Origin of the sequence: Streptomyces sp. NPDC058157 (assembly GCF_042884105.1) — a bacterium.
Lineage (GTDB): Bacteria > Actinomycetota > Actinomycetes > Streptomycetales > Streptomycetaceae > Streptomyces.
The window spans coordinates 1-10,480 of the sequence record NZ_JBHVUQ010000225.1; the positions used below are offsets into that span (position 1 = coordinate 1).

9 protein-coding genes are annotated in these 10,480 nt (G+C 74.5%); 8 read left to right on the top strand and 1 reads right to left on the bottom strand.

The genetic code is table 11. The features are described 5' to 3' along the window. The 5 genes from ACFVXK_RS33350 to ACFVXK_RS33370 form a co-directional block, all read left to right on the top strand. Positions 1-941: MFS transporter (locus tag ACFVXK_RS33350; RefSeq protein ID WP_389619327.1), on the top strand; the 941-nt coding region annotated here is incomplete at its 5' end. Further along, on the top strand, positions 938-2,089 hold the full coding sequence (locus ACFVXK_RS33355) for a GNAT family N-acetyltransferase (protein WP_389619330.1): 1,152 nt from the start codon (positions 938-940) through the stop codon (positions 2,087-2,089). The genes ACFVXK_RS33350 and ACFVXK_RS33355, both read left to right, overlap by 4 nt. Continuing rightward, entirely contained in the window at positions 2,086-3,234 is a 1,149-nt protein-coding gene (locus ACFVXK_RS33360; RefSeq protein ID WP_389619333.1) for an acyl-protein synthase, read from the top strand. The genes ACFVXK_RS33355 and ACFVXK_RS33360 overlap by 4 nt, the downstream gene beginning before the upstream one ends. Before the next feature lie 2 nt (positions 3,235-3,236). Further along, on the top strand, positions 3,237-5,795 hold the full coding sequence (locus ACFVXK_RS33365) for an acyl-CoA reductase (protein WP_389619336.1): 2,559 nt from the start codon (positions 3,237-3,239) through the stop codon (positions 5,793-5,795). A gap of 101 nt (positions 5,796-5,896) precedes the next feature. After that, on the top strand, positions 5,897-6,430 hold the full coding sequence (locus tag ACFVXK_RS33370; protein WP_389619339.1) for an RICIN domain-containing protein: 534 nt from the start codon (positions 5,897-5,899) through the stop codon (positions 6,428-6,430). A 37-nt stretch (positions 6,431-6,467) separates the two neighbouring features. Here ACFVXK_RS33370 and ACFVXK_RS33375 read toward each other — a convergent pair whose 3' ends face one another. After that, a complete protein-coding gene (locus ACFVXK_RS33375; protein ID WP_389619342.1) occupies positions 6,468-7,754 on the bottom strand; it encodes an MFS transporter in 1,287 nt (428 codons plus the stop codon). A 119-nt stretch (positions 7,755-7,873) separates the two neighbouring features. Here ACFVXK_RS33375 and ACFVXK_RS33380 point away from each other — a divergent pair, with 119 nt between their 5' ends. From ACFVXK_RS33380 to ACFVXK_RS33390, 3 genes are all read left to right on the top strand, one after another. Beyond that, the gene (locus tag ACFVXK_RS33380) at positions 7,874-8,806 is read left to right on the top strand and encodes an AraC family transcriptional regulator (protein ID WP_389619345.1); all 933 of its coding nucleotides are present in this window, start codon (positions 7,874-7,876) and stop codon (positions 8,804-8,806) included. A gap of 111 nt (positions 8,807-8,917) precedes the next feature. Continuing rightward, complete coding sequence (locus ACFVXK_RS33385) at positions 8,918-9,778, top strand: carbohydrate-binding protein (RefSeq protein ID WP_389619348.1); 861 nt, start codon at positions 8,918-8,920, stop codon at positions 9,776-9,778. Positions 9,779-9,872: 94 nt separating this feature from the next. Beyond that, positions 9,873-10,480 (top strand): ATP-binding cassette domain-containing protein (locus ACFVXK_RS33390; RefSeq protein ID WP_389619351.1); only part of this gene is annotated, 608 nt, incomplete at its 3' end.

The following is a 10,480-nucleotide window of genomic DNA, read 5'->3' on the forward strand; positions in this document are numbered from 1 at the left end:
CGGCCGGACTCGCCCTGGCGGCCTGCCAGGCGTTCTTCGACCCCTGCCTGACCACCTCGGTGCCCGAACTCGTCGACGACGCCGACATCGAGACGGCCACCGGCTTCGAGCTGTCCACCCAGTCCCTGGCCGGCCTCGGCGGAGCGCTGCTCGGCGCCCTGACCGTCGACCGGGCCGGTGTGGCCGGGCTGGCCGCCGGCTGCGCGGGCGCCTACCTCGGCGCCGCCCTCCTCGTCGCGGGCGCCCGGTTCCGCAGCGTCGTACCGGGCGCAGAAGCCGACGCCGGAGCCTCCGCCGGAGCCGACGCAGAAACCGATGCCGGAGCCGACGCCGCGGACCCGCCGCGGCGGCGCACCCTGCGCGGCATCCTCGCCGAACTCCCCTACGTACGGCGGATCCTGGTCTGCTTCACCGCGGCGAACCTCTTCACCGCCGCCGTGTTCGTCGTCATCCCCCTCTACACCCGCTCGGTCCTCGCGGGCGGTGGGGGCACCGTGGCCCTGCTGGAGGCCTCGCTGGGCACCGGCACGCTCGTCGGCGCCTTCACCGGCACCCGCCTGCCGGGCCGCCCCACGGTCGCCGGCGCGTACGGTCTGGGCCTGATGGCCCTCGCCCTCGCCCTGCCGGGGCTGCTCACGCACCGCGCCGCCGTCATGGGCTGCCTGGTGGTGGCCGGCTGGTGCGCCGGGGCCGTCAGCGTCCGCTTCGTGGCCCTGTTCCAGCGGCTGGTGCCGCCGGCCGACAAGCCCGGCTTCTTCGCCGTGATGCAGGCCGTGCTGGGTGCCTCCGTGCCGGTGGCCTCCCTGGCGTTCGGCCTCGCCGGGGACTTCCTCTCCCCGCGGGCGCTGTGCCTGGTGCAGGGCGCGGGCCTGGTCCCCGCCGCGTGCGCGCTGGCCCTGCTGAAGTCCCCCGCGGCCGGGTCCGCCGGAGGTGAGCGGTGAGTCCCGTCGTCACCCCCGCCGCGTGCGCGGACATCGCCGAACTGCGCCAGCTCTACTACGCCGTCTACGGACCCCACTACCCCGTGGCCCTCGGCACGGACCCGGCCGAGATGGCCCGGCTGATCGAGGACCCGCACTCGCTCTGGCTGGTCGCCCGCTGCGCCGACACCGGGGCGCTGACCGGGTCCGCCGCCATCCACGGCGAGGCGGGCAGCCGGATCGGCCGCCTGGAGGGCATCGCCGTGCACCCCGGGCACCGCTCGGCGGGCCTGGCCGCCACCCTCACCGGGGCCCTGTGCGCGGGCATGCTCGACTCGGGCCGGCTGGACTCCGTGTACGCGACCGTGCGCACCGTCAGCGCCGGCCCGCAGCGCGTCGTCGCCCGCAACGGCTTCCGCCCGCTGGGGATCCTCCCCAACGCGGTGGATCTGCGCAGCCGCGAGAGCCTCGCACTCTACGCGCGTCACTCCGCCGGGGTGCTGGACCGGCGCCTACCCGTCACCGAAGTGCCCGCCCCGCTCCTGCCGTTGCTGCGCACCGCCGGGGCCGCGCTCGGCATCGGCTACCCCGGGGTGCGGGCCGCCGCCGGTCCGCACCCGGCCCCGCCCGCGGCGCGGAACCCCGCGGACGACCGGCTGGAGGTGATCGAAGCCCCCGCCTTCGTCCGCCGCCGCTTCCGCGAGCGGTTCCCCGGCGCCGAGGGCTGGTTCTACCCGCTGCACACCCCGAACGTGTTGCTCACCCCCGAGGACGGCCGGTTCGAGGTCTACGCGTACCTCAACCGCGCCGGAGGGTACTGCTCCCTGCTGACCGCCCACCCCGACCCGGCCGCCGCGGCCGCGTGCCTGGAACCCGTCACCCGGGCCCTGGCCCGCGCGGGAGCGGGCTACGTCGAGGCCCTCGTACCGCTCGCGCACCAGGAGGTCCTCGCGGCCTTCCTGGCCGAGGGGTTCGTCGCCGGGGCCGTCTACCCGGCGATGCGCGCGGACGGCGACGGCTTCCACGACTACGCCGTCCTGTCCCGCTCCAGCGAGCGCATCGACTTCCGCGGCGTCGCCGTCGAACCGCCCCTGAAGCCCTATCTGGACTGCTACGTGTCGGCCTGGGCGTCGACACACCTGCCCACGTCATCCGAGGTTGCCCCATGAACCCCCATCTCGCGCCGGTCGCCGTACCCGACCCGGCCCTCCTGCCGCACGTACAGCAGCTGTGCGACCTGACCGACCCCTACGCCTTCGGACCCGCCGAGGACGAGCTGTTCGCCGCCGCCATGGCGGAGACCAACGCCTGGCACGCCGAACGCTCCCCCTTCTTCCGCTCCCTGTACGAGGCCACCGCGCCGGACGGGCCCTACCGCACGCCGCTCGTGCACGCGAACTTCTTCAAGCGGCACGAGGTCCTCTCCGTCCCGCGCGAGGACGTCGAGCTGCACCTGACCTCCTCCGGCACCACCGGTCAGAAGTCGCAGATGTTCTTCGACCGCTGGACCATACGCTCCGCCCAGCGGATGGTCGCCCGGATCTTCGAGCGCAACGGCTGGATCACCCCCGACCAGGAGGTCAACTACCTCCTGTACAGCTACGAACCGGCCCCCTCCCTCAACCTGGGGACCGCCTTCACCGACAACTACCTGTGCGACTTCGCCCCGGCCCGCAGCGTCGAGTACGCCCTGCGCAACACCGGCGGCGACCACGAGTTCGACCCCTTCGGCTGCATCGCCGCGCTGCGCCGCTTCGAGCGGGAGGACGCACCCGTGCGCATCCTCGGCTTCCCGGCCTTCCTCTTCTTCACCCTGGAGCGGATGCGGGCCATGGGACTGCCCCCGCTGCGCCTGCCCGAGGGCTCCCTGGTCGTCCTCGGCGGCGGCTGGAAGGGCCACTCCGACCGGCGGATCGGGAAGGAGGAGCTGTACGCCCGCGTCACCGGGCAGCTGGGCATCCCGGGCGAGCGGATCCGGGACACCTTCGGGTCGGTCGAGCACTGCATCCCGTACATCGAGTGCGACCACCACCGCCTCCACGCCCCCGTGTGGTCCCGGGTCACGATCCGCTCCACGCGCACCCTCGAACCCCTGCCGTACGGGGAGCGGGGCTACCTGCACCTGGTGTCCCCGTACATCACCTCGGTACCGGCGCAGAGCGTGGTCATGGGCGACCTCGCCTCCCTCCGGCCGGGCGAGGCCTGCGGGTGCGAGCTGAAGACCCCCTGGTTCACCGTCCACGGCCGGGCCGGGGTGAGCCGCAACCGCAGCTGCGCGGTGGCCGCAGCGGAACTGATGAAGGGCATGGCCTGACCGTGACGGAGAACATGACCGCGGCCGCGAACGCACGGCACGGCGCGGCGGACGCGCCCCACTACTGGCAGGGCGCCTTCATCGGCGACGAGGAGGCCGGGCGACGCCTCGCCGCCCTGCCGGCCGCCGTGGAGGCCGCGCTGGCGACGGTGCTGGAGACCGAGACCGTGCTGGCGGCCTGCGAAGCCCTCGCCACCGCCCTGCGCGACCCGGCCCACCCGGTGCGCGCCCGCCTCGCGGCGCAGCTGCCCCCGGGAGAGGACCCGGCCGTCCTCGCCGAGCTCGGCGGCCTGCTGGACCGCCGGGAGCTGACGCGCAAGCTGCGCCGCGAACTCGGCGGCGCCACTCCCGGCCGGCTGAACCGGGCCGATCCGCGCGAGAGCGTCTACGAGGCGTGGGCACCCGTCGGCCTGGTCGCCCACATCGCCCCCGGCAACACCTCGACGGTCGCGCCGCTGAGCATCGTCGAGGGCCTCCTCGCCGGGAACGTCAACGTCCTCAAGACCAGCAGCGCCGACTCCCTCTTCACCCAGCACCTGACGGCCGAGCTGGCGGCCCTCGATCCCACCGGCGCGCTCGCCGCGCGGATCGTCGTCCTGCGCTTCCCGTCCGCCCGGCAGGAGTGGCTGCGGATGATGTGCGCGCCGGCGGACGCCGTCGCCGTGTGGGGCGGGGAGGACGCCGTCCAGGGGGTGGCCGCCCACGTACCGGCCGGTTGCCGGCTGGTGGAGTGGGGGCACCGGATCTCCTTCGCCTACCTGACGCAGGACGTCTGGTCGGATCCGGGCACGCTGGAGGCCCTCGCGGACGACGTGTGCCGGTACGAGCAGCAGGCCTGTTCCAGCCCCCAGGTGGTCTACCTCGACACCGAGGACGAGGAGGAGCTGTTCGCCTTCGCCGGGCGTTTCGCCGCTGTCCTCGCGACCCGCCCGCCGGCGGAGGCCGCCTCCGCTTCCGTGGCGGACGGGGCGGATCCGGCCGAGGCGGCCGAGCTGACCACCACCGAGCTGGTCGCCCGGCTGGAGGAACACCTCGGGCTGACCCGGGTGTTCGCCGCGCCCGACGGCTCGTGGCGGGTCATGGCCGACACCCGCGCACCGCTCACGGCCTCGCCGCTGCACCGCAGCGTGTGGGTCAAGCCGCTGCCCCGGAAGCGGCTGATCGCCACCCTGCGCCCGATGCGCCGCTACCTGCAGACGGCGGGCATCGCGGGCAGCCGCTCCGACGTCGCCGAGCTGTCGCGCACCGCGCTGGCCGCGGGCGTCACCCGCGTCACCCCGGTCGGGTCCATGCAGGAGAGCTACGCGGGCGAGCCGCACGACGGGGTCTACGCCCTCCAGCGCTACAGCCGCCGGGTGGCCGTCCAGGCCGACCCGGAGCGGTTCGCCACCACCGCCTGCCTCGACGACCTGGTCCGGCCCGTGGTCCTGCCGCCTCCGACGGGCCCCCTGCTGGGCAAGGAGGACGTGCAGGGACCGGCCCGGGAACTGGCCCGGGCCGATGCCGAGCTGTACTTCCGCAGCGGCGGCAGCACGGGCGCTCCGGCCCTGTCGGTCTTCAGCTACGACGACTACGACACCCAGATGCACGCCGCCGCCCGCGGCCTGCTCGCCGCCGGCTACGACCCGGCCGGGGACCGGACCGCGAACCTCTTCTACTGCGGCGGCATGTACGGCAGCTTCATCAGCTTCTTCTCCGTACTCGAACGGCTCGGCGGCGTGCAGCTCCCCCTGTCGGCGGGCCCCGACCACCGGGCGACGGCACAGGCGCTGATCGACCACGGGGCCGACACCCTCTTCGGCATGCCCTCCTACCTGTGGCAGCTGCTGCACGCGGAGGCGGACGCACTGCGCGCGTACGGGGGCCTGCGCAAGGTCTTCTACGGCGGCGAGCACTTCACCGAGGAGCAGCGGCGCACGCTGAAGGCCGAGTTCGGCATCGAGGTCGTCCGCTCGATCACCTACGGCAGCACCGACCTCGGCCCGCTGGGCTACCAGTGCGCGGACAGCTCCGGCGGCGTCCACCACCTCCACGCCGACCTGCACACCCTGGAGATCGTGGACCTGGCCGAGGACCGGCCGGTGGCCCCGGGCGAGACGGGCCGGCTGGTGTTCACCACGCACGCCCGGCGCGGCCAGGACCTGGGCCGCTACCTGATCGGCGACCTCGGCCGGGAGATGGCGGGCCCTTGCCCCTGCGGCCGGCGGGCGCCCCGCTTCGAGCTGATGGGCCGCACCGGTGACGTGATGCGGGTGGCCACGTACTTCCTGAACCACCGCCGCTTCCTGGCGCTGGCCGAGGAGCGGGGCGGCCACCGCGGCGAGCTGCAGATCCGGCTCGACGCCGCGCAGGCGCGCGAGCGGCTGACCGTACGGGTGGAGAAGGCGCCGGCGACGGATCCGGAGCGGCTGCGGGAGGTCTTCCTGTCCGGCTACCCGGAGCTGCGCTCGGCGGTGGCGGAGGAGCTGCTGGACCTGGTGGTCGAGGCGGTCGGCGGAGCGTCGCTGGACCGCAGCCCCACCAGCGGCAAGCTCCTCGCGGTGGTGGACAACCGCCGCTGAGAAGTCGTCCCGGCCCCGGCCCCCGTCCGGGCCGGAGCGGCCGGGCGCTCCGTTCCCCCTATGATCAACATCAACTTCGTTGATCACAGGGGGAACTCACGGTGCGTCACCGCATTGCCAAGATCGCCGCCGTCGCCGCGGCTCCGCTGCTCGCCGTCACGCTCGGCACCGGGACCGCCCACGCCGGATACGGCGCGGGAGAGGTCCGGTTCAACGGCGGCTACTGCCTCGACGTCTCCGGCGGCAACTTCGTCGTCGGCCAGAAGGTCCAGATCTGGGGCTGCAACGGCAGCTCGGCCCAGCAGTGGTGGCTGTCGGCGCAGGACGCCACCCACTTCACGATCCGGGCGGCCCAGACCTACGACCCCCAGGGCCGCCTCCTGTGCGTGAACAACTGGGAGGGCGGCGACGCCACCGGCAACCACATGCGCCTCTACCCCTGCGCCAGTGGCTCCGCGGGCGACACCCAGTTCAACTTCGTCCACGCGGGCAGCGGACGGCAGCTCCAGCCGCGCGTCGCCGCCGCCAACTGCGTGAACTCGTGGGGCGGCCTCTACCAGGGCGCCGAGGCGCGCCTGTACCCCTGCTCCGACAGCGTCGAGGAGAACGTCGTCTCCTACCCGTCGATCACCTGACCCCGCCGCGCGGGCACACCGCCCGCCGGGGCGGCGGTCAGCGGTCGAGGGGCGCGTGGGCGCTCTCCGGCAGCCGCAGGTAGACCGCCGAGGAGCACAGGCACAGCACGGCGACGTACCAGGGGAACAGGCCGGGCCGGCCCAGGTCCTGCAGCAGGGTGCCGAGGTAGGGGGCGGTGCCGCCGAAGAGGGCGACGGTCAGCGAGTACGGGAAGCCGATGCCGGCCGCCCGCACCCGGGCCGGGAAGACCTCGGCGTTCACGGCCGCCGAGACCGAGGTGAAGCCGGTGAGCAGCACCATGCCGGCGCACTGGACGAGCAGCAGGGACAGGAACGAGCCGTCCAGCGCGCGCAGCAGCGGTACGACGAGCAGGGCGAAGCCGAGCCCGAAGAACAGCAGGGCCGGCTTGCGTCCGTAGCGGTCGGACAGCAGGCCGCCGAGTGGCTGGAGCAGGGCGAAGAAGGCCAGGGACAGCGTTCCGGCGAGCAGCGCGTCGCCCTTGGCGATCCCGGTCCGGAGCTCGGCGTACGTCGGCAGGTACGAGGTCCACGTGTAGTACGCGAGGGTGCCGCCGGCCGTGATGCCCGCGATCAGCAGGGAGGCGCGGGGGTGGTGGCGCAGCGCGTCGAAGAGGCCGGGGCGCGGGGCGGCGGCGGGGCGGGCGGCGAGGGTCTCCTCGGCGCCGCGCCGGATCCAGAAGCCCGCGAGGCTGAGGACGGCGCCGAGCAGGAAGGGCACGCGCCACCCCCAGCCGTTCATGGCGTCCTCGGGGAGCAGGCTCACGAGCAGCGCGGCCAGGCCGGAGGCGGCGAGCTGGCCGAGGGTGGTGGAGACGTACTGGAACGAGGAGAACAGGCCCCGGCGGCCGGGCCCGGCGGACTCCACGAGGAAGGTGGTCGAGGCGGCGAACTCCCCGCCGACGGAGAGGCCCTGGAGCAGCCGGGCGGCCACGAGGACGACCGGGGAGAGCACGCCGACGGCCGCGTACGCCGGCGTGAGGCCGACCAGCAGGCTGCTGCCTCCCATGAGCAGGATGGTGACGGTGAGCGCGGTGCGCCGGCCCCGCCGGTCGGCGATCGCGCCCATCAGGAGCCCGCCGACCGGGCGCATGAAGAAGCCGACGGCGAAGACGGCGAAGGTGGAGAGCAGCGGGAGGAGGGAGTCGCCGGCGCCGGTCGGGAAGACCTGCCGGGCGATGTGGGTGGCCAGGAAGGTGTAGGCGTACCAGTCGTACCATTCCACGGCGTTGCCGACGGAGGCGGCCAGCAGCTGGCGTAAGGGCCGGCGCGGCGGGGCGGGGGGATGCGTCTCGATCTCGGTCATGATCACGTCCTACCCGGCGGAGGTGGCGCGGTACTCCCCGCCGTACCACGGCGCACGACGGCGGCAGACGGCCGTGACTGGTCTGTACCTGTGGGCGGCCGGGCCCGGAGACTGCGGGGATGGACCCGCTCCGGAACACCAGCCACCCCGAACTGCCCCTGCACCGCCTCGACGTCCCCCTCCCCCACCTGATGCCCTTCGCGATCGGGACCTTCGACACCATCGGCCCGCTGTCGCGCGCCGCCTTCCCGCACCGGCACACCTTCCACGAGATCGTCTACGTGACCGGCGGGAGCGGCGCACACGTGCTGGACCTGGTGCGCCGCCCGGTGGAGCCCCCGCAGCTGTGCGTGATCACCCCCGGCCAGGTCCACCACTGGGCCGAGGCGGACGGGCTCACCGGGCACGTGGTCCTCTTCGACGAGGACTTCCTGCTGCCCCACGCGGACGACGCGGCCGCCCTGCGGGTGCTGGCCGGCCGGCCCGGGCACCCGGCCGCCGACCAGGCCGCGCCGATCGCCGCGCTCCTGGCCGACATGGGCGGCGAGTACCGGGACCTGCGGCCCGGCTACCGGAACGTGCTGCGGGCCTGCCTGCACATCCTGATCGCCCGGGCGTCCCGGACGCTCGGCCCGGCCGGCACCGCCCCGGACGGCCCGGCCGCGGCGCGCGACCGGTCCGCCGAACTGGCCGCGGCCTTCGGCCGGCTGCTCTGCGAACCCGGCGGAGCGGGCCGTCCGGTCGGCTGGTACGCACGGGAACTCGGCCTGTCGGCCGGGCACTTCCAGACGCTCGTGCGGCGGGCCACGGGACTCTCGCCGGGCCGTCTGATCCGCCGGCAGCAGACGCTGGAGGCGAAGAGGCTGCTCTCCGGCACGACCATGACCGTCCGTCAGATCGCCCATGTGGCGGGGTTCTCCGATCCGGCGTACTTCTGCCGGTTCTTCAGGAGGGAGACGGGCATGTCGCCGGGCGAGTTCCGGAACTGGGCCGGTCGAAATCACCACGATCCCCGGATCGAGTCCATCGCCGCGCACCCGGACGGACCGTAGGTTTGCTGCTGGCCGCGATCGAACGGGCCGCCCCGGCCGACGGCCCCGGCAGGTTCCGCCCTCCCCCGTCGCGCCCCCCACCCCACCACCCGTCCAGGCGAGGAGGCCTCGATGCCCGCACCACAGGAGCCCACCCCGGCACCGGAACCCATGGGCGACGGACGCCGGGTCAGCCGCAAGACCGTCCTGCGCGCGGCCGCCGCGCTCGGCGCCGCCCCGCTGTTGATCGGGGGGCGCGTCGCGCTCGCCCGTGACCTGCCGGCGCCGGGCGCCGCCGGCCTCGCCCCGACCCCGGACTGCCACGACGGCGACGGCGACGGCCCGACGATGGAACAGACGGAGGGCCCGTACTTCAAGCCCGACTCCCCGTTGCGCGACTCCCTGGTCACGGCCGGTACGCCCGGCACCCGGCTCACGGTCACCGGGTACGTCTTCGGGCGGGGCTGCCGCCCGGTCCCGGGCGTGCTGCTGGACTTCTGGCAGGCGGACGACAGCGGCGCGTACGACAACAGCGGCTACGCCTTCCGCGGGCACCAGTTCAGCACGGCGCAGGGTTCGTTCAGCCTGACCACCATCGTCCCGGGGCTCTATCCCGGACGCACCCGCCACCTGCACGTCAAACTCCAGGCACCCGGGCGCCGCGTGGTCACGACCCAGCTGTACTTCCCGGGCGAGCCGCGCAACGGCACGGACACCCTCTTCGACAGCCGGCTGCTGATGAACCTGCGCCAGGCGGGGCCCGGCCGGGAGGGCACCTTCGACTTCGTCCTGGACGTACCCCAGGACCCGACCACCCCGCCCACCACTCCCCCGCCGACGACCCCGCCCACGGGCACCTGGACGGCGGGCCAGGCGTACCGGGCGGGCGACGGGGTCACGTACGCGGGGACCGCCTACCGCTGCCTGCAGGCGCACACCGCGATCGCGGGCTGGGAGCCGCCGAACGTCCCGGCGCTCTGGCAGCACCTCTGAGGCCCCAGCGAGACGAAACGTCTTGCCTGACGCACGGGTGATCACCTAGAGTTTGGCGAGACGGAACGTCTCGTCAAACGAAAGGGGTGGGCCCGTGCGTGCTTCGGATGGTGGTGGCCAGGTCGTGCTGGCCGAGGTCGACAAGCGGTACGGCACCCGGACCGTGCTGGACCGGGTCGGGTTCTCCGTGCGGCCCGGCGAGCGGGTCGGGGTCGTGGGGGACAACGGCGCGGGGAAGTCGACGTTGCTCAGGCTGCTGGCCGGGCGGGAACGCGCCGACGCCGGCGAGGTGTGCGTACGGGCGCCCGGCGGGGTGGGATACCTGGCCCAGACCCTCGGACTCCCGCCCGGGGCGAGGGTCGGTGACGCCGTGGACCGGGCGCTGTCCGGACTGCGGGAGCTGGAGCGGCGGATCCGGGCCGCCGAGGAACGGCTCCACCTGGCCGGCCCCGGGGAGGTAGAGGCGTACGGGCGGCTCGTCGCGGAGTACGAGGTGCGCGGCGGGAGGGACGCCGACCGGCGGGTGGCCGCCGTCCTGCGGCGGCTCGGCGAGCGCGAGCCCATCGAACGGGGGCGGGTGCTCGCCACCCTGTCCGGCGGCCCGCGCGCACGGCTGGCGCTGGGCGCGACCCAGGCGGCCGAGCCCGCGCGGCTGCTCCGCCACGCACCCACCAACCACCGGGACGACGAGGCCGTCGCCTG